A 21,609-nucleotide genomic window follows, 5' to 3' on the forward strand; every position below is an offset into this window, starting at 1 on the left:
TTCAGCGCGCCGCGAGCTGCGGCTTCGCGCCGTCCCACAGCGCCCACTGCCCCTGCTTCACGACGAGATACACGGTGCGTGCGCCCGCGACACGGCGCGTCTGCGGATCGAAGCGCACCTTGCCGAAGATCACGCTCGGTACGTCGCCGACCTTCGCGAAGCCGTCGTGCGCGGCCTGGCGCGTCGTCCCGTAGCGGCGCAGCACCTCGGCCGACAGGATCAGCGCATCGTACGCGCGCGCCACGAATGAATCGGGATCGGCATGGAACTTCGCGCGATAGCGCTGCACGAACGCCTGCACCTCGGGGCGCGGTTCGGCCGGGAAGAAGTTCGATTCCGTATAGACGCCGTCGACCGCCGCGCCACCGAGTTCGAGGAACTTCGGCGAATACACGGAGCCGACCGCCGCGATCGGCAGCGTGAGCCCCGACGTGCGTGCCTGCCGCACGATCTGCGCGCCGTCCGCGTAGTAGGAAATCAGCACGATCGAATCCGGCTTCGACGCCCCGATCCGCACGAGCGTCGAGCGGAAATCCTTCTCCGTCGGCTGGTAGCCCTCGGTCGCGACGACCTGCGCGCCGAGCCCCGTCACCGCCTTCGCGAAGATGTCCTTGCTGGTGCGGCCCCAGTCGGTGTTCAGGTACAGCACCGCGATCCGCTTGAAGCCGAGCTCCTTCACCGCGTAGCGGGCCAGCAGCGGCTGTTCCTCGGCCTGGCTCAGCGCGGTGCTCCACAGGTAGTCGCCGCCCTTCGTGAAATCCGGATGCGAGTTCGTGAAGCCGAACTGGATCAGCTGCCCGCGCTGGTAGATGGGTGACGCGGCCATCGACGTCGCGCTGGAGAAGTCGCCGAGCTCGATCACGACGCGCGGGTCCGCGACGAATTTCTGCGCAATCGCCACCGCCTGACGCGGATCGCTGCGGCTGTCCTGGAAGTCGACCGCGAGCGGCCGGCCGTGGATGCCGCCGCTGCCGTTGATCTCGTCGAGCGCAAGATCGAAGCCGCGCTTCCATTGCTCGCCGTATTGCGCGTCCTGCCCGGTGAGCGGCCCGCTCACGCCGATCACCACCGGCTCGCCGGATACGCCCGCCGCGAGCGCACCGCCTGTCGACAACCCCCATGCGGCAGCCAGTGCCGCCACCGTGCCCAGCACGCGTCGCCATGCGCCGCGTGCGTCGTTCCCCGAAACGTTCATGCGTCCCCCACCATCGGTCAGTCCAAAAGAGTGAGGCCATGTAACCATCCGGTTCAGGGCGTTCCAACGAAGTTTTGCGCATATCGATATCGCGTGCGGCGAGAAGCGAAACGCACTTGTTAGGGTCTCCCGCATATCGCCCGTCACGCGACGCAACGGCACGCGCCTCAGCGCGTTGATTCGATTGATGTTTGCCGCGCGACACCGATGCCGTCCGACGCGCACGCACATACGGTCGGCCATCGCGGCGCACGTGTGCTTCGCATTTTTCGCGCTGTCGATAGCAAGAATCATTATATGAATCACACATGCTCGCACTCCTACAATGCGCAAATCGCATCATCGGAACGCGTCATGGAGTTGCATCAACTCGAAGCCTTTTCCGCGGTCATGTCGGCCGGCAGCGTGACTGGCGCGGGCGCACTGCTCGGCCGCTCGCAACCGGCCGTCACGCGGCAGATCCAGGAACTCGAAGCCGATCTCGGCTATGCGCTGTTCGACCGGCACGGCCCGCGCGTCACGCCGACACGCCGCGCATTCCTGCTCTACGAGGAAGTCGAGCGCTCGCTCGTCGGCCTGCGCGCGATCGAAGCACGTGCGCGCGCGCTCGGCGACGACACGGCCGAACCCGTGCGCATCGCGGCGACGCCTTCACTCGCGGCCACCCTCGTGCCGGCCGCGCTCGCCGCGCTACCCGACGACGCGCACGCGCCGCACTACCAGCTGCGCAGCGAATCGGCCGAACATGTCGTGCACGAAGTGCTGACCGGCACGGCCGATATCGGCGTCGTCACGTTGCCGATGGCACATGCGGGGCTCGACGTGCACTGGATCGCGCAGACACCCTGTGTCGCCGTGTTGCCCGCCGGCGATCCGCTTGCGAAAAAGCCGCGCGTCGCGCTGCGCGATCTCGCGCGCCGTCGCATCGTGACGGTCGCGAACCGGCACCGGCTGCGCCAGCGGATCGATGCAGCCTTCGCGGCCGCGCGCGTCGATGCGCATGTCTTCATCGAAACCAATGCGTCGCTGAATGCGGTGATGGCCGCGCGCGCGGGCATCGGGATCGGCATCGTCGATCCGGCGACCGGCGTGGCACTGCCGGTGGACGGCGTCGTCGCCCGACCACTCGATGTCGACATCCCGTTCGCGTTCGGTGTCGCGACGCCGGCCGGCAAGGCGCGCACGGCCGCCGTCGACACGCTGCTCGACGCACTGCACCGCACGACGCGCACGCTGCTCGACGACGTGATCTTTCACGATTCATCCGTGCATGACGCGTTGTTGCGCGGCGACCGGTTGCGCACCGATCGCCCGCCTCGGGCGACACGCACGACACACCCCCCACGCGCGCGCCGTACCCGCCCGGAGGCCGCATGACCGCGACGCTCGACACACACGAAGCACTCGACGGACTCGAAGCACGCCTCGCCCAGGACCTGCGCTGGCTCGACCTGCCCGCGCCGCCGTGGGTGCCGCCACGCGAGATCGACGGCACGCGCGTGCTCGACGTCGCGATCGTCGGCGGCGGGATGGCGGGGCTCGCGGCATCCGCCGAACTGCGGCTGCTCGGCATCGACAACCAGTGCGTGATCGACCGCGCGCCGGCCGGCTACGAAGGCCCGTGGGTCACTTTCGCGCGGATGGAGACGCTGCGCTCGCCGAAGCAGCTCACCGGCCCCGCGCTCGGCCTGCCCGCGCTGACGTTCCGCGCATGGTTCGAAGCACAGTACGGCCGCGACGCGTGGGACGCGCTCTACAAGATTCCGCGCACGCGATGGATGGATTACCTGCACTGGTATCGCCGCGTGCTCGACCTGCCCGTGCGCAACGACACCGCGCTCGTTGCGCTGCGTCCGCGCGACGACGGCCTGCTCGCGCTCGACCTGCGCGCAAACGGCGAAGCGCAGACCGTGCTCGCGCGGCACGTCGTACTCGCGACCGGCCGCGACGGACTCGGCGGTCCGTACGTGCCGCCCGTCGCGCAACGCGCGCCGCGCACGCGATGGGCCCATTCGTCCGAGCCGATCGATTTCGCTTCGCTCGCCGGCAAGCGCGTCGGCGTGGTCGGTGCGGGTGCGTCCGCGTTCGACAATGCAGGCACCGCGCTCGAAGCAGGCGCCGTACGCGTCGACCTGTTCTTCCGTCGCGCGGACATTCCGCGCATCAACAAGCTGACGGGCATCGGCAGCCCGGGCCTCGTGCACGGCTATGCCGATCTCGACGATGCGACGAAGTGGCGCTTCATGCACTACGCGCTGACGTCGCAGACGCCGCCGCCGCGCGACAGCGTGTTGCGCGTGTCGCGGCACGCCCACGCGCATTTCCACGCAGGCAGCCCGATCGAAGCGTTGGTCGACCACGCGGACGGCCTCGACGTCGTCACGCCGCGCGGCCGCTACACGGTCGACTTCCTGATCTTCGCGACGGGCTTTCATTCCGACTGGACGACGCGTGCGGAATTCGCGTCATTCGGGCCGCACGTGCGGCGCTGGAAGGATCGCTACCAGCCGGACGCCGGCACGTGGCTCGACGAACTCGCCGAATCGCCCGATCTCGGCCCCGCGTTTGCGTTCCAGGAGCGCGAACGCGGCACCTGCCCGGCTGTCACGCGCATCCATTGCTTCAACCATGCGGCGAGCCTGAGCCACGGCAAGCTGTCCGGCGACATCCCCGCGATCAGCGTGGGCGCCGAACGGCTCGCACGCGGCATCGCGAGCCGGCTGTTCGACGCCGATCGCGACCGCCACTACGACGCGCTCGTCGCGTTCGCGAACGCGGAACTGCAGGGCGACGAATGGCGCGACGCCGACGCATGAACACCGCCGCGACCCACGACACTCACGACGACTGGAATCCACCACGATGACCGAACCCATCCCGCCGGCCGCCGCGCCGGATACGATCGATGCCGTCGCCGGCCTGCACGACGGCGATGCAGTGGCCGCGCTGCGTCGCGCACGCGACAAGGTGCGGCTCCACACGCGGCTCAGCGAAAGCGCGCTGTTCGACGCCGCGCTGCCCGATCTTTCGCTGATCGAACGATTGCATGCGGCACGGTATGTCGCGCAGAGATCGCATGCGCACGCGCTGGCCGCGACCTACCGTGCACGGCTGCTCGAAGCGGGCGGCACGCCGGACGACATTGCCCGCGCGGACGCCGATGCATTCGATGCGCTGCCTCGACGCCTCGGCGCGCTCCTCGCGCATGCGCGGTGCCTGACGCTCTCGCCCGTCGACGCACGCCCGTCCGATCTCGATGCGCTGAAGTCGGCCGGATTCACGACACCCGCGATCGTCGCGCTGTCGCAGCTCGTCGCATTCGTCTCGTATCAACTGCGTGTCGCGGCAGCCGCGCAAGCGTTGCAGGCGCGCGCCGCCCGGGAGGCCGCGTGACCGCCATACCCACCCACGGCTTCACGTCCGACACGCTCGGCTGGCGTGCCTGGCTCGATACCGTGCTGCTCGAGAGCGCCACGGCCAACCAGCTCGCCGTGCTCGACGCGAGCCATCCGCAAGCGAAAACGTCCGACTACTACCTGCTGCTCGTCCACCAGCCCGAGATCCTGCGGCAGCGTTCCGGCGTGTTCAACGCGATCATGTACGGTCCCGGTGGACTGTCGCGCGCGGAGCGCGAGCTGGCGAGCACGGCCGTGTCGCGCGTGAACGGCTGCGTGTATTGCGCATCGGTGCATGCACAGCGCTTCGCGCAGTTCGCGAAACGCACCGATGCGATCGAACAGGTGTTCGACGATCCGGCCACGGCCGGCACGACCGCACGCGAACGCGCGATCGTCCGCTATGCGATCGTGCTGACCGAACGGCCCGACACGGTGGACGAAAGCGACATCGCCGCGCTCGAGGCCGAGGGGCTCACACACGAGGAAATTCTCGACCTGTCGCACGCGATCGCGATCTTCGCGTGGGCGAACCGGTTGATGCTGACGCTGGGCGAACCGGTGTTTCCCGAGCCGGCGACCGGTACCTGACACGCTGACGCAGGCGACGAGCACACAGGCTGACGCGCGCCGCTGCGCGTCATGCCTTGTGCGTCGACAACAAGATACTCGTTTCCGTATTCGCGATCCCGTCGATCAACCGGATCGCGCCGAGCACGCGATCGAAATGCTCGAGCGAATCGGCATGCAGCTCGGCGACCAGATCCCAGCGCCCGTTGGTACTGTGGATCGACGCGACGTTCGGATGCCCGCGCAACACCTTCACCACTTCCGCGCCGCGATTGCCCTGCACCGCGATCGACATCAGCGCGCGGATCCGGTGCCGCTCGGCCGCCGGCTTGAGCCGCACCGTATAGCCGACGATCACGCCGTTCTTCTCCAGCCGCGTCAGCCGGTTCTGCACGGTCGCGCGCGCGACGCGCAGCGCCTTCGCGAGGGCGACGACGGGCATTCGCGCGTTGTCGCGCAACAGCGCGATGAGCTGCCGGTCGACGTCGTCGAGCGTAATCATGAACGGACCTTCCTGTTGAACATGAGCCGGCCGACAGCGTGCCGGACAGCGCGCATTTCGACCAGCACGAGTTGCACAAATCGCTAGATCAGGCCAGCAATTTGCTAAGTCTATCGATAAATATGCCACTTTTGCCGTCTTTTTGTTGGCTCGACTCCCGGAAATAATGACTCCATCGACCGGCCGCACACGCCGCGACACCGCTTTTCATGGAACCGGGGCCCGGGCCGACGCGCCCGCCCCGGTCGACCAGAACGCCGGACACCCGTACCGGCAAAAAAATGGAGACTGACCGATGACTCGCTTCCTCGACGTTCCCGCCACTGCCCGACTGATCGCCGAAACAGGCGTCACGCCGTTCCTGCGCGAACTCGTCGACACGCTGCGCGCCGACTACCTGCACTGGGCCGACTTCGACAAGTCGCCGCGCGTCGCCTGCCATTCGCGCGACGGCGTGATCGAGCTGATGCCGGTCGCGAACGCGTCGCTGTTCGCGTTCAAGTACGTGAACGGCCACCCCGTCAACGCCGCGCGCGGGATGCATACGGTGATGGCGTTCGGCGCGCTCGCCGAAGTCGACACCGGCTACCCGCTGCTGCTCGCCGAACTCACGCTGACCACCGCGCTGCGCACGGCCGCGACGTCGGTGCTGGCCGCGCAGGCGCTCGCCCGCCCCGACGCGCGCACGATGGCGCTGATCGGCAACGGCGCGCAGAGCGAATTCCAGGCGATCGCGTTCCACACGCTGCTCGGCATCGAAGAGATCCGCGTGTTCGACGTCGATCCGCGCGCGACCGACAAGCTCGTGCGGAACCTCGCCGCCTATCCGGCGCTGCGCGTCGTGCGCGCCGCGTCGACCGCCGACGCCGTGCGCGGCGCCGACATCGTGACGACCGTCACCGCCGACAAGGCGTACGCGACCATCATCACGGCCGACATGATCGAGCCCGGCATGCACCTGAACGCGGTCGGCGGCGATTGCCCGGGCAAGACCGAGCTCGAAGCGGGCGTGCTGCACGCGGGCCGCGTGTTCGTCGAGTTCGAGCCGCAATCGCGCATCGAGGGCGAGATCCAGCAGATGCCGGCCGACTTCCCGGTGACCGAACTGTGGCGCGTGCTGCAGGGCGAGACGGCCGGCCGCGAACGCGCGGACGACGTCACGGTGTTCGACTCGGTCGGCTTCGCGCTCGAGGACTACTCGGCGCTGCGCTACCTGTACGCACTCGCGCAGCAGCACAATGCGGGCGTCGAGATCGCGCTGATTCCGCCGGCCGTCGACCCGAAGAACCTGTTCGCGCTGATCGACGATCCGGCCGCGATCGCACCGGGTCACGCGGCGTTCGTGACCGAAGCCGCCGCCGCGTTCGCGCGCTGATCGTCATCTTCGGGCGGCGTGCGCGCCGCCCGCCTCCCCGTCTCTCGCCCTTACCGTTCATGAATCTCGTATCGATCCAGGCGCCGGCCGCCGTCGTGATGATCCGGCCGCACCGCTTCCTGCCGAACCCGCAGACCGCCGCCGACAACGCGTTTCAGCGCACGGCGGCCGGCAGTGCGAACGATTCGTCGTCGGTGTCGGCCGCCGCACGCGACGAAGTCACGGCCGCCGCGCACACGCTCGCCGATGCCGGCGTGCGCGTGCACGTGTTCGACGACCACGGCGAGCGCGACACGCCCGACTCCGTGTTCCCGAACAACTGGTTCTCGACGCATCCGGGCGGGCACGTCGCGCTGTATCCGATGTATAGCCCGAACCGCCGCCGCGAACGGCGCGCGGACATCGTCGAGATGCTGAAGGCCGAGTACCGCGTGCAGGACGTGATCGACTACTCGGGGCTCGAATACGACGACGTGTTCCTGGAAGGCACGGGGGCGATGGTGCTCGACCACGTCGCGCGGATCGCGTACACCGCGCGTTCGCGCCGCGCCGATCCGATCGCGCTCGAGCGCTTCTGCACGAACTTCAACTTCGAGCCGATCTGCTTCGACACGGCCGACGCCAACGGGAAGCCGATCTATCACACGAACGTGATGATGAGCGTCGCCACCGAGTTCGCGATGATCGGCCTCGACCTGATCGCCGACCGGCGGCGCCGCGACGAGATCGCGCAACGCCTGACCGAAACGGGCCGCACCGTGATCGCGCTCGATCACGCGCAGATCGCGAATTTCGCGGGCAATACGCTGGAACTGTCGGGCAAGGACGGGCGCGTGCTCGCGCTGTCACGGCGTGCGTTCGACTGCCTCACCGGCGACCAGCGCGCGACGATCGAACGCTCCGCGCGGCTGCTGCCGCTCGACGTGCCGACGATCGAGCTGGCCGGCGGCTCCGTGCGCTGCATGCTCGCGGGCATTCATCTCGCGCGGCGGGCAACGGCGCCGGATGCGATCGCCGTGGAATCTACCGCGTCGCCACGCGAGACGGCGCCGCAGATCTGACCGACAGGCTGGCAAAGCTAAAACGGCTGCCGATGCGATGCACCGGCAGCCGTTTTCGTATTCGAAGGGTATTGAATCGGCGGCGCCGCGGAATGCTCCGGCATCCGAACGATACCGGCGCACACCGCGCCGCTCACCCCGCCAGCAGCTTCAACCCGGCCGGCAGCGTTTCGCCGAACACGCGCGCCGTGTCGGCTTCGTCGAACGCAATCGCTTCGCGCACCATGGCGATCCACGCGGCCGATGCGTTCGCGGCCGACAGACGCTTGATCACCGCTTCACGCGTGTCGTCCGGCAAATCGCGTTCGCGGTCACCCGTCATCCGCGCGATTTGCGCGACCGCGAATGCCGCGGGTTCCACCTGCTTCCAGTCGAGCGCGAACAGCGCGTCGAGCCAGCGATTCGCCATCTCGGCCGGCACGACACTGTGCGCACTGCCGTAGAACGGCCGCCGCGCACCGATCCGCCCGAGCGCCCACGCGCACAGCGTGCGCTCGGCCGGCTTCTGCAATTGCACGATCAATCGCTCGGCCAGTTCCACCTTGCGTTCGACCGGCAATCGTTCGAGCGACGCGGACAAGCGCGTCATGTCGGCCGGGCCGACCTTGGCCGGGTCGAACGGCAGCTTGCGGCGCTTGTCGTCGGACGGTTCGAGGAATGCAATGGCGTCGCGCACCTGCGTCTGCGCATCGTCGTCGAGGCCGCCGGCCACGCGCCGCCACAGCGTCCACCACTCGGACCACACCTGCGCATCGTTCACGTACTGGATCCCGTCGTCGAACAGCGGCCACAGCTGCTCGATGCGCCATGCATCGAGCGGATGGCCGAAGCCCGGGCGCAGGCAATAGCCGGCGAGGTTCAGCCATGCGCGTTCGTGATCGGCCGAGCGCCGACGGCGGCGCGCCCGTGCGAGCAACGCGTCGAACAGTTCGCGCGCGAGCGCGACGTCCCACTCGTCGCGCGGGCCGAGCACCTGTTCAAGTTGCGCGCGCAACCGTCGTGTGTCCTTCGGCGTGACGTCCGCGGACTTGCTGCCGAACGAGCGGTCGATCAGCTCGATCGCGTGATCGAGACGCGGATGGCGCGCGAGCGCGGCGTCGTCACCCTGTGCGGGCGCATCGCCGCGCAACTGGAATTCGAGCCGCCAGCGGCGCGATGCATCGTCGGTCGCGATGCAGTGCATTTCGAGCGTGCCGACCTCGGTCAGCGACGCGGTGAGTTTCACCGGCGTTTCGCGCGCGTCGCCGCCGGCCTGCCGGTCGACGACCGTCGCGATCGGCGGCAGCCGCACGAAATCGCCGCCGTCCAGGTCGACGAGATCGCCGGGCCGGTACGCGGTCTCGGCTACCGTCGACACGAGGTGGAACCGCACCGGTTGCCCGAGCTGCAGCGCGAACGTGTGCTCCTCGAGCCGGATCTCGCGGCCTTCCTCGGCGCCGCGCGGCAGCAGGCAGACGCCGCGCGGGGCCGCGTCGCCGTCACCATCGTCGAGCACGAGGAAGTAACTGCGCGCGGAGCCACCGCCGATGCGCGGCGCATGCCCTGCCCGCGCGAGGCCGTAGGCCACCGCGCCGCGCGCCACCGCCACATCCGGATGCGCGTTGTGCAGCACGTCGAGCGGCGCGCCGCGCCACGCGCCGAGCGTCCGCGCGAGACGGCCGGCGAGCGCGCCCGCGCGGAACACGCCGCCGTTGAGCAGCAGCGTGTCGGGCAGCGGGCCTTCCGCATGACGATTCAGGAATGCGGCGACGTGGCGCGTAACGGCCGGGTCGCTCGCATACGGCAAGCCGAATTCGACGATCGCGGCCCGCGCGCGGCGCGGCAGCTCGCCGGCCTCGACCTGCGGAAAGAATCCGTCGACGACGATCTGCTCGACTTCCTGCCGCGTCAGCTCGGCCGAGCGCGCGCCGCCGACGAGCTTGCTGCCCGCGCCGAGCAGCGTCACGGTGACGGACGCCGGCGCGTCGTCGCCGAGCAGCCGCTCCTTCGCGGCGCGGCAGCGTTCGACGAGTTGCGACAGGCTCGCCGCGGACAGCCGCGTGCCGGGCTCGGTCAGCCGCGTCTCGACCAGGCGCGCGAGCGCGAGATCCATGTTGTCGCCGCCGAGCATCAGGTGATTGCCGACGCCGACGCGCGTGAACGCCGGCTCGCCGTCGTCGCCCGGCGCGACATCGACGAGCGTGAGATCGGTCGTGCCGCCGCCGACGTCGCAGATCAGCACGCGGCGCGGCGCGGCGAACGTGTCGCGCAACGTCGCGCGCTGGCCGTACAACCAGTCGTAGAACGCGGCCTGCGGTTCTTCCAGCAACCGCAGCGCCGGCAGTTTCGCGCGCCTGGCGGCCTCGACCGTCAACGCGCGCGCGCCGTCGTCGAACGACGCCGGCACCGTCAGGATGACGTCCTGCTTCGCGAGCGGCGCATCGGGAAAGCGGGCATCCCACGCGGCACGCACGTGCGCGAGATAGCTCGCGCTCGCATCGACCGGCGACACCTTGTCGACGCCGTCGGCCGCGCCCCACGGCAGGATCGCCGCGAGCCGGTCGACCGATGCGTGCGACAGCCAGCTCTTCGCGCTGGTGACGAGCCGCCCCGGCACCTGCGCACCGAGCGTGCGCGCATAACGGCCGATCACGGCCGGCGGCGCATCGGCTGCGGCTGCGTTCGCCTTCGGATCGCCCGCCCATGGCAGGCGCAGCGCGTCCGGCGGCAGTTCGCCCGCCGCCGGGTGATAGCGCACCGACGGCAGCAGCGGCTGGGCGGCCACCGCGCCGGGGCCGACCAGCTGCTCGACGTCGAACACGCGGATCGCGTCGGAGCCGGCCTCGACGTATGCGACGACCGTGTTGCTCGTGCCGAGGTCGATGCCGACCGTATAGCGCTTCATCGCGCTCAGGCGGCGCCGCGCACGTCGAACTCGACCTTCCAGCGCTCGTTCGTGCCGCTCGGGATCGCCTCGAGTTCGAGCGTGCCGGCTTCGGTCACGCGCGCATGCAGCTTCACCGGCACGACCTCGCCGACCGTGCGCCCGTCGGCGGGCAGCGTGGCCTGGATTTCCTCGAGCTCCTGCAGTTCTTCCGGCGACCAGTAGTCGAGCAGCGTGCCCACCTGATCCTGACGGCGCACCGACGACCCGAAGAAACGGAACTGCACCGGTTCGCCGACGACGAGGCCGAACTCCTGCGGCGGCAGCGCCGCATCCGAGCCTTCCTCCATCCCGAACGGCGCGACGCACAGCGCCTGCACCGGCGGTTCGAGCCCCGGCACCGCGGGCATCGCCGACTCGATCGCGACGTAGTACGCCCGCGCCGTGCCGCCGCGAATGCGCACGCCGCGGCCGCGCTTCACATAGCCGTAGTACGCCGCGCCGCGCGCGACCGCGAGATCGAGATCCGCGCCTTCGAGCAGGCGCGCGGCCGGCGCGCCTTCCGCGGCGAGCCAGCTGTTGAGCGTATCGAGCACGCGCTGCGTGAGCAGCGTCGACTTGAACACGCCGCCGTTGAACAGCACCGCGGTCGGATGCAGGAACGTCGCGCCCTGCGGCAGCGTGCGCTGCACGCCGTCGAGCGCGTCGAGCGCCGCGACCTGGCGGCCGAGGAACGCCGCGAGATGGCGCGTGATGCCCGCGTCCTGCGCATACGGCAGGCCGAGCTGCGTCAGGCCGACGCGCGCGCGGCTCACCGGACGCGCGGCCGCATCGACTTGCGGGAAGAAACCTTCGAGGATCGTCTGCGTGAGTTCGGCGCGCGTGAGCTCCGTGCGGATCGAGCCGCCGATCAGCTTCGAGCCGCGGCTCGGCACGACGAGCGGCACCGCATCGGTCGTCGGGTCGGACAGCAGCGTTTCCTTCGCGGCGCGACACGCGTAGGTCAGCGCGCGCAGTTGCCACGGATCGGCCTGCGTGCCCTGCTGCGCGAGCTTGCGCGCGACCACGTGCGCGAGCGCGAGGTCCATGTTGTCGCCGCCGAGCAGGATGTGCTCGCCGACCGCCACGCGATGCAGTTCCAGGTTGCCGTCGCGCTCGACCACCGCGATCAGCGACAGGTCGGTCGTGCCGCCGCCGACGTCCACGCACAGGATCAGGTCGCCGACCTGCACCTGCTTGCGCCAGCCGCCGTCGCTCTTCTGGATCCAGCTGTAGAGCGCCGCTTGCGGCTCCTCGAGCAGCGTCATCCGCGAGTAGCCGGCGGCACGCGCGGCTTCCGCCGTCAGTTCGCGCGCGGCCGGGTCGAACGACGCGGGGATCGTGACCGTCACGTCCTGGTCGGCGAACGGCGCGTCGGGATGCGCATGGTCCCACGCCTCGCGCAGGTGCGTCAGGTAGCGGATCGAGCTTTCCAGCGGCGACACGCGCGACACTTCGGGCGGCGCATCGCTCGGCAGGATCGCCGCGCGGCGATCGACGCCCGGGTGGCACAGCCAGCTCTTCGCGCTCGACACGAGGCGGATCGGCGTGCCCGCGCCGCGGGTGCGCGCCATTTCGCCGACCGCGAAGCCGCGCGAGGCGGTCCACGGCAGCGTCAGGTCGCCCTGCGTCAGCTCGCTTTCATGCGGAAGATAGAGGAACGACGGCAGCAGGTCGCGCGACTCCAGCGCGCCGGGCGCGGTCAGCTGCGCGATCGGCAGCACCTGCTGCGTGATTTTTTCGCCTTCGCTCGCGGCGCTGTCGACGTACGACAGCGCGCAGTGGGTGGTACCGAGGTCGATACCGATCGAATAGCGCGGATCGCTCACAGTTCCACCTCCGCCGGTGCGACCACCGAGGCGTCGTGGCTGCCCGTCAGCTTCGGCAGGCGCACGTCGGCCACGCGCCAGCCGCGATGGCTGACCGTGCCGGTGAAGGGCGCGGCGCCGACCACGTTGCCCGTCACGCGCACGGCCGTCGCGTCGAAGCCGGCCGGCAGCGTCACGCGGCTGCCTTCGGCTTCATCGCGCACCGGCACGATCGTGAAGTGCTCGCGCAGCGCGGCACGGCAGCCGTCGTGCACGAGGCGGGCGGCGGCGCCGATGTCGGCGTCCGCGTAGCCGGCGATGTCTTCCTCGACGAAGTCGATGAAGCGCGCATCGCGCTGCAGCAGGCCGAGCAGCTGCAGCGCGGCTTGCGGGCTGGCTTCGCGCAACTCGGGGGCCGGCGCCTTCACGGGCGCGGGCGCCGGGGGCGCGGCAGCCGGGGCCGGCGTCGGCACGACCGGTGCCGGGGCGCCATCGCGCACGCGCAGCACGCCGGCCGCGAACTCGCGGTTGCCGAGCACGGAAAAGAACGTGCCGACGGCCAGCGACAGCCGGCCGAAGAAGGACAGGTTGGATTCGGGCATGGGGTCTGGACTCCTGTGGGCTCGCGACGCGGCGAGCAGCTTGCCTGGGCGCCCGGCGGCGGCGTGCGATTGCGCACTGCCGCCACCCGGCGCGTGATTCGGGCGCGCCCTCTCGGGTGCGGAAAACCCGTATTTTGCCCTGTGGCGGGCGAACCGGGCAGAAGTTGGGGGACAGAACACGGCGACGCGCCGGTTTTGCACCGCGCCGGATTGCGTCGGACTGCCGGCTATCTGCCGTCGGCCGCGATGTTGCAGCGCATCAGCGCGGCTTGCGGCGGCGCGCCGCCTTCGCTTCGAAATCGCGCGACAGCATGCCGAGCGTGACCTCGCCGAAGCGCGCGAGCAGCACCGCCTCGGCCTCCTTCAGCGTGGCCGACAGATGCGCGTTGACCGCCTGTTCGACCAGGCATTCGGGCGCATCCTCGGCCACCAGATCGGAAAACACCGGCGGCTCGCCCACCGCGCGATAGACGTCGAGCAGCGTGATGTCGTCCAGCGCGACGCTGAGCGCCCAGCCGCCGCCGTGACCCTTTTCCGACTGCACGTAGCCGCAGTCGCGCAAGCCGCCGAGCAGGCGCCGCACGACGACCGGATTCGTGCACAGCATCGCCGCGATCGCCTCCGACGTCAGCGGCCCGTCAGCCTGGTCCATGTGGATCAGCGCATGCAGCATGCGCGACAAACGACTGTCGGTTCTCACGGACGGGTTGCTCCCACTCTCGAAACTTATGAAGTTGCATGAATGATACCATCGACCTATCATGCAACTTATCGTGTTTCATGAGTTGACCGCCATCGGAGCACGTTCTTCGCTTGTACGGATTCGGGAAAGGTGTGAACACATGCAGAACCATCATGAAGTGATCGTGATCGGCGGCAGCTTTGCCGGGCTGTCGGCCGCGATGCAACTGGCGCGCGCACGGCGCCGCGTGCTCGTGATCGATGCCGGGCGGCCGCGTAATCGCTTTGCCGAACACGCGCACGGATTTTTCGGGCAGGACGGCAAGCCGCCCGCGCAGATCGTCGCCGACGCCGCCGCCCAACTCGCGGCCTATCCGACCGTGCAGCGGATCACCGGTGAAGCGCGCACCGCCGAGCGCGATGCGAGCGGACGCTTTCACGTGACGCTCGCGGACGGCAGCCGCGCAAGCGCCGACCGGCTGATCCTCGCGACCGGCATCCGCGACGAGTTGCCCGCACTGCCGGGGCTCGCGCAACGCTGGGGGATCAGCGTGCTGCATTGTCCGTACTGCCATGGATACGAGGTGTCGGGCCGGCAACTCGGCGTGCTGGCCACGCATCCGCTGTCCGTGCATCAGGCGATCCTGATTCCGGACTGGGGGCCGACGACCTGGTTCACGCAACGCGTGGTCGAACCGAATGAAGAGGAAACCGCATTGCTCGGTGCACGTGACGTGCGTATCGAGCGGTCGCCGGTGGTCGAGATTCTCGGCGAAGCGCCGCGTATCGACGCGTTGCGGCTCGCCGACGGACAAGTCGTACCGATCGATGCGCTGTTCATCGGCGCGCGTACGGCGATGGCGAGCGATCTCGCGCGACAGCTCGGCTGTGCGTTCGACGAAGGGCCGCTCGGCGTGGCGATCCGCGTCGACATGTGGAAGCAGACGAGCGTGCCCGGCGTGTTCGCGGCCGGCGATGCGTCGAGCCTGATGACCAATGCGACGTTCGCGTCGGCATCGGGCGTCGCGGCCGGGGTGGGCGCGCATCGGTCGTTGATTTTCGGGCTCGAGGCATGACGGGCATGAAGCCGCGCGCGGGTTGATGCGGCGTATCGCCACTTTCGTCACCCGATGTGGTGTTTAATGCTCGGCAACGCCAGCATTAAGAGACACGCAATGCTCGATCTCGAAGACCTTCGACTCGTACGCGCGATCGGCGCGTCGCGTTCATTGGCATCCGCCGCCCGATTGCTCGACCTCACCCCGCCCGCGGTCACGATCCGCCTGCAGCGGATGGAGGCGCGGCTGGACGTCCGCCTTGCCGTGCGACAGCCGAAAGGGATCGCACTGACCGACGAAGGTCAGCGGCTGTATCAGGAAGCCGTCGAGATTCTCGAGCGCGTCGAGGCACTGCCGGTCAACATCTCCGGCGATCACGGCGACGTGCAGGGTACGCTGCGCGTCGTCGCGCCGTTCGGCTTCGGACGCAAGTACGTCGCGCGGATCGTGCGGGACGTGCTACGCGCGCATCCGAAGCTCGAGATCTCGCTGCACCTCGCGGAGAGTCCGCTAAGCAGCGCATCGGGCGCCGACGTGGTCGTGCATGTCGGCAGCCTGAAGTCGTCGTCATGGATCGGCTATCCGCTCGCGCCCAACGAGCGCTTCCTGTGCGCGAGCCCCGGGTACGCGCGCCGCATCGAGGAACTGAATCACCCGTCGGACCTGGCCCGCTACGACTGCCTGTGCCTGCGCGAGAACGACGAGGACATCCCGCGCTGGCACTTCTCGCAAAACGGCGACGACAAGGGCGAACCCAGGCGATCCACGGTGATCCGCGCAACGGGCGCGCTGTCGTCGAACGACGGCACCGTCATCACCGACTGGGCACTGGCCGGGCTCGGCATCGTGGAGCGCTCGGAATGGGACGTCGCGCCGCTGCTCGCGAACGGCAAGCTGGTCAGGCTGCTGCCCGACTGGCATCTGCCGCCGGCGCCCGTGACCGCGCTGCTGCCGTCACGCACCGGCCGTTCCGCGCGGCAACGCGTCTTTCTCGACGCCGCGAGGCAATTTCTCGATCCGCCGCCTTGGCGCGGCAAGGCATGAACGACTTTCCCGGATTAAATGCCGGTTAATGATCGATTTGCCTGGCGTTAAACACGCTGCTGGCCAAACGCCCTACAGTGCTCGCTGTCGGCAACCTACCGAGGCAACGCACCATGGGCATCCCACCCGTCAACACCCCCGCCGCATTGATCGACGTCGATCGCATGCGCGAGAACATCGCGCGCATGCAGGCGCATCTCGACGCGCTCGGCGTCAGGTTCCGGCCGCACGTGAAGACCACCAAGTGCCGGCAGGTCGTCGACGCGCAGATCGCGGCCGGCGCGCAGGGCGTCACGGTGTCGACGCTGAAGGAAGCCGAACAGTTCTTCGCGGGCGGCGTGCGTGACATCGTCTACGCGGTCGGGATGATTCCCGCCAGGCTGGGCCAGGCGCTCGCGCTGCGCCGCCAGGGCTGCGACCTGAAGATCGTCGCCGACAGCGTGCAGACCGCGAACGCGATCGCCGAATTCGGACGCGAGCACGGCGAGCGCTTCGAAGTCTGGATCGAAGTCGACGTCGACGGACACCGTTCGGGCGTTCGGCCCGACGACGGCCTGCTGATCGACGTCGGCCGCGCGCTGGTCGACGGCGGCATGACGCTCGGCGGCGTGCTCGCTCATGCCGGCTCCAGCTATGAATACGACACGCGCGACGCGCTGGTCGCGATCGCCGAACAGGAGCGCAGCCGCACCGTGCGCGCCGCCGAGCGCCTCAGGGCGGCCGGCTTGCCGTGCCCGGTCGTGAGCATCGGTTCGACGCCGACCGCGCTGTCCGCGGAGAACCTCGACGGGGTGACGGAAGTCCGCGCAGGCGTATACGTGCTGTTCGACCTCGTGATGCACAACATCGGCGTGTGCGCGCTGTCCGACATCGCGCTGTCGGTGCTGACCACCGTCATCGGGCACCAGGAAGAGAAAGGCTGGGCCATCGTCGACGCGGGGTGGATGGCGATGAGCCGCGACCGCGGCACGCAGCGGCAGGCGCGGGATTTCGGCTACGGGCAGGTGTGTACCGACGACGGCGACGTGCTCGGCGAGTATGTGATGAGCTCGGCCAATCAGGAGCACGGCATCGTGTCCCGCATCGATACGCCCGACACGGGCATCGCGCAGCGGTTTCCGATCGGTACCCGTTTGCGGATCCTGCCGAACCACGCGTGCGCGACCGGTGCGCAACATCCGGAATACCACGCGCTGAGCGGCGACGGCACCGTACAGACCTGGCCGCGCTTCTACGGGTGGTAAAGAACGAGTACGACGGCCGGTGCGGGGATGTGATGCACCGATTTCCTGCGATGAAACCGGCCACCGCACCCTCGCCCCGGCATTGACTGCTTGTCCAAATATAGACAAACTATAAAATTCGTGATTCGCACTGCACCCGACAGGTTCGCCCCTATGCCGACAGACGCCCAACTCCTTCTTCTCGACCGGGATGCCGTCGAACCGGCCCTTCAAGCCGAGCAGGTGATGGCGGCCGTCCGCGAAGCCTTCGTGCTGCATGGTCGACGCGCCGGACGCGTGTTCCCGGTCGTGCGCGAGAAGCTGCATACCGGCGGCGTGTTCGGTATCAAGTCGGGCGACGTCGCCAGCCAGGATCTGCTCGGTTTCAAGGCGGCCGGGTTCTGGCCCGGTAATCGCAGCCGGGGCGGCGAGCCGCATCAGGCGACGATCGCGCTGTTCGACCCGGCCACCGGCCGCCCGCTCTGCATCATGGACGGCAATGCGATCACGACCGCCCGCACAGGCGCGGCCGGCGGCCTCGGGCTGCAGGCGCTCGCCCGGCCCGACAGCTCGCGAATCTGCGTGTTCGGCACCGGCGTGCAGGCGCGCGTCCAGCTCGACTATGCGATCGGGCTGCTGCCGCAACGATGCACGGTGCAGTACGTGAACGTCAGCGGCGAGCCGGATCCGCGGTTCGAATCGGCGTTCCGCGAACGCTGCGACATCCGCGTCGCGCGGGACCGCAACGATGCGGTGGCCGGCAGCGATGTGGTCATCACGGCGACACCGGGCGGCGGTCCGCTGTTCGATGCGGATGCGGTTCAACCGGGCACGCATCTGACCTGCGTCGGTGCCGACACCGCTGGCAAGCGCGAGCTTCCGGAAGGCGTGCTGGCGCGTGCGCGGATTTTCGTGGACGACCACGAGCAGGCGCGCAGCATCGGCGAGTGCCAATGGGCGCCGGATTTGCCGCGCACTGAAATCGGTGACATCCTCGCTGGCGTTGCGCCGGTCAATCGCGCGCCGAACGAGATCACGGTCTTCGACATGACCGGACTCGCGCTTCAGGACCTGACCGTTGCGCGCTTCCTGTATCGGCAGGCTCTCGAAAACGGCACCGGAACCTTCGTTCCGTGGCCCTGGTAACCGACTTCCCCTTCAACCATCATGCGTCTCGCCAAAGTATCCGCCCTCTCGTTCGATCTCGATGACACGCTATGGCCATTCGGCGCCACCGTCGAACGGGCCGAGGCCGCACTTCACGCATGGTTGATCGAGCACGCGCCCGATACCGCGAGCATCTTGCCCACGCGGCACGCGTTGAGCCGGTTGCGCGACGAATACGAGCGCGCGCGCCCGGACCTCGTCAGCGACTATCGTGCGTTGCGAATCGGATCGATCGCGCTTGCGCTGGAGCGGGCGAACGAAGATGTCTCGCTGGCCGGACACGCGTACGCCGCGTTCTATTCCGCGCGGAACAAGGTCGAGTTCTTCGAAGATGCGTTGCCGGCGCTCGCGTGGTTGAGCGCGCGCTTTCCGCTGATCGCGGTGACCAACGGCAACGCAGACCTCCGGCTGACCGGCGGCGGCGAATTCTTTCGGGAAACGCTCAGCGCGCAGGCGTTCGGGGTCGCGAAACCCGAGCCGGAAATCTTTCATGCGGCGGCGGCGTCGCTTGGCGTGCCTGCGGCCGAACTGCTCCACGTCGGGGACGACTTTCACCTCGATATCGTCGGCGCGTTGAATGCGGGGCTTCAGGCGGCGTGGCTGGTTCGCGACACGCATCCGGACGCGGAACACGTTCAGCCACGAGCGGCTTCCACGCACCTTACGCTGCGCGACCTGTCGTCGCTGTGTCGAGCGCTCGGCGGGCCCGTCGAGGTGTCGTAGAAGTTCTCGAGACGGCGGGTGAATCAATCGAATCGTTCGATGGGAATCACGCGCTGTTCGGATCGTTGTACCGATGCCGGTTTTGGGTGCGGGCCCGTCTCCTCATCCCGATACTGCCTCTGGAGCCGAATCGGGTTACTCGTATCATTTCGCTCCGGCGTCTCCCGCCAGACCACCTTCTCCCCGCCCCACGCACGATACCGCCCGACCCACACCACCTTCCCCGACTCATCCAGCAACTCCTGCGGGGTCCCCAGATGATCGTTCTGATAGAACAGCGTCGCGTGCCGCGTCTTCGCCGGCACCTGTACGAACCGCCCCTCCGCGTCCGTCGCGACGAACGCCGCCTCCACCAGCGTCTCGTCCAGCCGCGCCAGCGGCACGAACGTCCCCGGTTCGTGCAGATACAGCGACGCACCCTGCCAATGATGCCGCTCCCTGAACGTATGCATCCGCTGCGCCACCGGCACCGAATCCATATCGTCCGAATCTTCCCGAACCATCCGCGTCGGCCGATACGTCACCGGCTCGCGCTCGCCCTCCTGCAGCGGCGGGATATGGAACCGCTCCTCCATCAGCAGCACATCGCCGTCCCAGGTGAACACGGTCCGCTCGATACTGCCGTCCTTTCTGCCCACCTCCTTCACCGTCCTGCGCCCGAACGCGTCGTACGCGAAACTCACCTGCAATTCCGGCTTCACCGCGCCCGGAATCCACGTCGCCGTGCCGTCCTCCGTCCGCTCGATCCGGTCGATCTCGTGCGCCGCCGGCGGTTTCGCGTAGCCATCGGGCCGTTTCGCTGATCACCTCCTGCGGCTTGCCGATCTGACCACCACAGTAGTACGCGATCGATGTAAGGTTCGGCGCATCTCCTTCACCGTTACACAGCACCCCGGCCCCGTCGCCCGCACCAGCGGCGTGAAGTTCCCCGGCTCGTACACGCAATGCGTCGTCTCGCTCTTATCCCGCGGCTCGCCATTTCGTCACTTCCACTTGGCTTCTACCGGCAGCCTCAAAGAAATCAAAACTGGTGGCAACTGACATATCAGTTGATATAAAAATAATATCATTCAATATTTTCTCACCCAATTTAACGCCAATATTTATACCCTTCACCTCCCGCACCAAAAGAATTCCACAGTACCTCCAGTCGTCATCAATGAGGACATAAAATCCACCTTGACATTTTTTCACATCAGAAAGCTCACCACATAGGTCATTTCCACAAATTATCACCACCTCCTTTTTCAGTCGGGCGGATTCCGCTCTGAAGCGTTCCAATATGACGTCCGTTTCCTTAAGCGGCACCATCTCCCACTGACCGTCAGTTGTAAACAGCGACGCTATCTTATCAAGATATTCATTAAGAATAATTTTCCCGTGAGCCTTCCTGTAAAGAAGCTCCCTCTTGGATTGATTCACCATTCTCTCGCTCATGAACAATTCCCGTAATAAGCCTTTCCCTTCGGATTGGCAATCTTAGGCCGACCATAAGCATTCATCCGCGTTTTGCCACTGATCGGATCGATCTTTACTTTGCCAGCCTCCCAATGAGGCTCATCCCGATGGCTCACATCCATGGTCTGTTGCTGGGCGGTCGCTTGAATTGTCCCGCCCCCCGCTTGTGCGATCTCATATCGATACTCCCAACCAGAATCATTTTTTGACTGACTTATTGGCTGTTGACTCGTCGGAATACCTGCCTGCCTCATCGCATTCCGGCGTGCAGTTCTGGATGTGACACAACGGGGCGACAGCCCAAGTGGATCAATCCATTCAATAGGATTGGGTGCGTACTGGAAAACGTTCAGTCCACCAGCCAGCCCGATTGGGTCCCTGCTAACAAACCGCCCACACCCCGGATCGTAGTACCGATACCGGTTGTAATGCAGCCCCGTCTCCTCATCCCGATACTGCCCCTGAAACCGGATCGCGTTACCCGCCTCATTCTGCTCCGGCGTCTCCCGCCAGACCACCTTCTCCCCGCCCCACGCACGATACCGCCCGACCCACACCACCTTCCCCGACTCATCCAGCAACTCCTGCGGCGTCCCCAGATGATCGTTCTGATAGAACAGCGTCGCGTGCCGCGTCTTCGCCGGCACCTGTACGAACCGCCCCTCCGCGTCCGTCGCGACGAACGCCGCCTCCACCAGCGTCTCGTCCAGCCGCGCCAGCGGCACGAACGTCCCCGGTTCGTGCAGATACAGCGACGCGCCCTGCCACTGATGCCGCTCCCTGAACGTATGCATGCGCTGCGCCACCGGTACCGAATCCGCATCGTCCGGATCTTCCCGAACCAT

The 21,609-nt window shown here is 67.9% G+C and carries 20 protein-coding genes; 11 read left to right on the forward strand and 9 right to left on the reverse strand.

What is annotated here, in order from left to right; genetic code table 11:
* Position 1 precedes the first annotated feature (1 nt).
* Positions 2 to 1,195, reverse strand: a complete 1,194-nt coding sequence (locus DIE21_RS34375) for an ABC transporter substrate-binding protein (protein WP_124501807.1) — start codon at positions 1,193 to 1,195, stop codon at positions 2 to 4.
* Positions 1,196 to 1,549: 354 nt separating this feature from the next.
* Here DIE21_RS34375 and DIE21_RS34380 point away from each other — a divergent pair, with 354 nt between their 5' ends.
* Genes DIE21_RS34380 through DIE21_RS34395 form a run of 4 tightly spaced genes read left to right on the forward strand, consistent with a single transcriptional unit; the run spans position 1,550 to position 5,181 of the window.
* Positions 1,550 to 2,572, forward strand: coding sequence for a LysR family transcriptional regulator (locus DIE21_RS34380; RefSeq protein ID WP_124501808.1), 1,023 nt, complete (start codon positions 1,550 to 1,552; stop codon positions 2,570 to 2,572).
* Positions 2,569 to 4,011, forward strand: coding sequence for an NAD(P)-binding domain-containing protein (locus tag DIE21_RS34385; protein ID WP_124501809.1), 1,443 nt, complete (start codon positions 2,569 to 2,571; stop codon positions 4,009 to 4,011). The genes DIE21_RS34380 and DIE21_RS34385 overlap by 4 nt, the downstream gene beginning before the upstream one ends.
* 46 nt (positions 4,012 to 4,057) lie before the next feature.
* Positions 4,058 to 4,588: a CMD domain-containing protein gene (locus tag DIE21_RS34390; protein WP_124501810.1), complete on the forward strand. Its 531-nt coding sequence runs from the start codon at positions 4,058 to 4,060 to the stop codon at positions 4,586 to 4,588.
* A 5-nt stretch (positions 4,589 to 4,593) separates the two neighbouring features.
* Positions 4,594 to 5,181 carry a peroxidase-related enzyme gene (locus DIE21_RS34395; protein ID WP_409364671.1) on the forward strand — a complete coding sequence of 196 codons (588 nt, stop codon included), beginning with the start codon at positions 4,594 to 4,596 and terminating at the stop codon, positions 5,179 to 5,181.
* A gap of 49 nt (positions 5,182 to 5,230) precedes the next feature.
* On the opposite strand, the gene DIE21_RS34400 is transcribed toward DIE21_RS34395, so the two are convergent.
* Positions 5,231 to 5,662 carry an Lrp/AsnC family transcriptional regulator gene (locus DIE21_RS34400; RefSeq protein ID WP_044845386.1) on the reverse strand — a complete coding sequence of 144 codons (432 nt, stop codon included), beginning with the start codon at positions 5,660 to 5,662 and terminating at the stop codon, positions 5,231 to 5,233.
* A 295-nt stretch (positions 5,663 to 5,957) separates the two neighbouring features.
* Between DIE21_RS34400 and DIE21_RS34405 the strand changes: the two genes are divergently transcribed.
* Together DIE21_RS34405 and ctlX are read left to right on the forward strand one after the other, a co-directional pair.
* The gene (locus tag DIE21_RS34405) at positions 5,958 to 7,037 is read left to right on the forward strand and encodes an ornithine cyclodeaminase (RefSeq protein WP_124501812.1); all 1,080 of its coding nucleotides are present in this window, start codon (positions 5,958 to 5,960) and stop codon (positions 7,035 to 7,037) included.
* A 59-nt stretch (positions 7,038 to 7,096) separates the two neighbouring features.
* The gene (gene ctlX / locus DIE21_RS34410) at positions 7,097 to 8,098 is read left to right on the forward strand and encodes a citrulline utilization hydrolase CtlX (protein WP_124501813.1); all 1,002 of its coding nucleotides are present in this window, start codon (positions 7,097 to 7,099) and stop codon (positions 8,096 to 8,098) included.
* A gap of 133 nt (positions 8,099 to 8,231) precedes the next feature.
* Here the strand turns inward: ctlX and DIE21_RS34415 are convergent, their stop codons facing one another.
* The 4 genes from DIE21_RS34415 to DIE21_RS34430 form a co-directional block, all read right to left on the reverse strand.
* Positions 8,232 to 10,982, reverse strand: a complete 2,751-nt coding sequence (locus tag DIE21_RS34415; RefSeq protein WP_124501814.1) for an Hsp70 family protein — start codon at positions 10,980 to 10,982, stop codon at positions 8,232 to 8,234.
* Positions 10,983 to 10,987: 5 nt separating this feature from the next.
* Positions 10,988 to 12,829, reverse strand: coding sequence for an Hsp70 family protein (locus DIE21_RS34420; RefSeq protein WP_124501815.1), 1,842 nt, complete (start codon positions 12,827 to 12,829; stop codon positions 10,988 to 10,990).
* Positions 12,826 to 13,410: a DUF2760 domain-containing protein gene (locus DIE21_RS34425; RefSeq protein ID WP_124501816.1), complete on the reverse strand. Its 585-nt coding sequence runs from the start codon at positions 13,408 to 13,410 to the stop codon at positions 12,826 to 12,828. The genes DIE21_RS34420 and DIE21_RS34425 overlap by 4 nt, the downstream gene beginning before the upstream one ends.
* 259 nt (positions 13,411 to 13,669) lie before the next feature.
* Positions 13,670 to 14,110 (reverse strand): Rrf2 family transcriptional regulator, encoded by a 441-nt coding sequence (locus DIE21_RS34430; protein ID WP_059601208.1) that lies wholly within the window; start codon positions 14,108 to 14,110, stop codon positions 13,670 to 13,672.
* Between the two features lie 142 nt (positions 14,111 to 14,252).
* Here DIE21_RS34430 and DIE21_RS34435 point away from each other — a divergent pair, with 142 nt between their 5' ends.
* The 5 genes from DIE21_RS34435 to DIE21_RS34455 all read left to right on the forward strand — a co-directional run bounded on the left by DIE21_RS34435 (position 14,253) and on the right by DIE21_RS34455 (position 19,306).
* The gene (locus tag DIE21_RS34435; protein ID WP_124501817.1) at positions 14,253 to 15,167 is read left to right on the forward strand and encodes an NAD(P)/FAD-dependent oxidoreductase; all 915 of its coding nucleotides are present in this window, start codon (positions 14,253 to 14,255) and stop codon (positions 15,165 to 15,167) included.
* 99 nt (positions 15,168 to 15,266) lie between these two features.
* Complete coding sequence (locus DIE21_RS34440; protein WP_260426583.1) at positions 15,267 to 16,193, forward strand: LysR family transcriptional regulator; 927 nt, start codon at positions 15,267 to 15,269, stop codon at positions 16,191 to 16,193.
* Between the two features lie 113 nt (positions 16,194 to 16,306).
* Complete coding sequence (locus DIE21_RS34445) at positions 16,307 to 17,437, forward strand: DSD1 family PLP-dependent enzyme (RefSeq protein WP_124501819.1); 1,131 nt, start codon at positions 16,307 to 16,309, stop codon at positions 17,435 to 17,437.
* A gap of 153 nt (positions 17,438 to 17,590) precedes the next feature.
* Positions 17,591 to 18,562: an ornithine cyclodeaminase family protein gene (locus DIE21_RS34450; RefSeq protein ID WP_124501822.1), complete on the forward strand. Its 972-nt coding sequence runs from the start codon at positions 17,591 to 17,593 to the stop codon at positions 18,560 to 18,562.
* A 21-nt stretch (positions 18,563 to 18,583) separates the two neighbouring features.
* Positions 18,584 to 19,306 carry an HAD family hydrolase gene (locus DIE21_RS34455; protein WP_124501820.1) on the forward strand — a complete coding sequence of 241 codons (723 nt, stop codon included), beginning with the start codon at positions 18,584 to 18,586 and terminating at the stop codon, positions 19,304 to 19,306.
* A gap of 23 nt (positions 19,307 to 19,329) precedes the next feature.
* On the opposite strand, the gene DIE21_RS34460 is transcribed toward DIE21_RS34455, so the two are convergent.
* From DIE21_RS34460 to DIE21_RS38210, 3 genes are all read right to left on the reverse strand, one after another.
* The gene (locus DIE21_RS34460) at positions 19,330 to 20,007 is read right to left on the reverse strand and encodes an RHS repeat domain-containing protein (RefSeq protein ID WP_260432586.1); all 678 of its coding nucleotides are present in this window, start codon (positions 20,005 to 20,007) and stop codon (positions 19,330 to 19,332) included.
* 259 nt (positions 20,008 to 20,266) lie between these two features.
* Positions 20,267 to 20,743, reverse strand: a complete 477-nt coding sequence (locus tag DIE21_RS34465; RefSeq protein WP_124501821.1) for a hypothetical protein — start codon at positions 20,741 to 20,743, stop codon at positions 20,267 to 20,269.
* Positions 20,740 to 21,609 (reverse strand): RHS repeat-associated core domain-containing protein (locus DIE21_RS38210; RefSeq protein ID WP_311767472.1); only part of this gene is annotated, 870 nt, incomplete at its 5' end. The genes DIE21_RS38210 and DIE21_RS34465, both read right to left, overlap by 4 nt.

It is taken from the genome of Burkholderia sp. Bp9140 (assembly GCF_003853425.1).
Lineage (GTDB): Bacteria > Pseudomonadota > Gammaproteobacteria > Burkholderiales > Burkholderiaceae > Burkholderia.